The organism is Pseudomonas sp. SG-MS2 (assembly GCF_009933855.1).
Taxonomy (GTDB): domain Bacteria; phylum Pseudomonadota; class Gammaproteobacteria; order Pseudomonadales; family Pseudomonadaceae; genus Aquipseudomonas; species Aquipseudomonas putida_E.
In genome coordinates this window covers 1-556 of the sequence record NZ_MOMO01000120.1, presented here as the reverse complement: position 1 = coordinate 556, position 556 = coordinate 1, and the positions used below count along the sequence as shown (strand labels likewise).

Below are 556 nucleotides of genomic sequence, written 5' to 3'. Positions count from 1 at the left end.
CCGGAACACATGCTCGACATCCCAGGTCGAGGTCGAAAGCTCGAAAACTCGGTCGGTCACCTGATCAACGACGAAAAGATGCTGGCCGTCGCCGCTGAAGTCCATGCCATAGACGCTTGCGATCTCGGGATGCAGTTTACCCAAGTCGGCGACCACATTCAGCGACGAGTCGTAGGCAGTAAACTTGTGCAAGGTCGTCCATTGGGCGATCAGTCCGTTAGCGCTGGAAATCGCTTGGACCCCCATATTGGTGCCCGTCACACCACCGACCTGGGCGGTCTGACCGATACTGGAAGCCTGGACGGCGAGCGGGGCTTCGAAAAGATTCGTCGGCCCCACCAATACCTTCTGGTGGTCATTACTCACACTCAGCACTGCGCTCTGATAGGTCTGCGCGCTAAGAGTAAAAACGCCCGTGGCCGGGTCCAAGGTGCTCAAGGACTTGGGCGTGAGCTGGGTGATGCTTGAGGCCTGGGCCAAGACGATCTGGCCATTGGCCAGGAACGCGGCGTCGGTGAATTCCCGATCCGTACCCGTTGCGCTGGTGGCGTAGTCC

At 59.2% G+C, this 556-nt stretch carries 1 protein-coding gene; it reads right to left on the bottom strand.

The window, feature by feature from the left end; all coding sequences use genetic code 11:
• On the bottom strand, positions 1–556 hold a 556-nt coding region (locus BLX42_RS09535; protein WP_161871664.1), incomplete at both ends, for a hypothetical protein.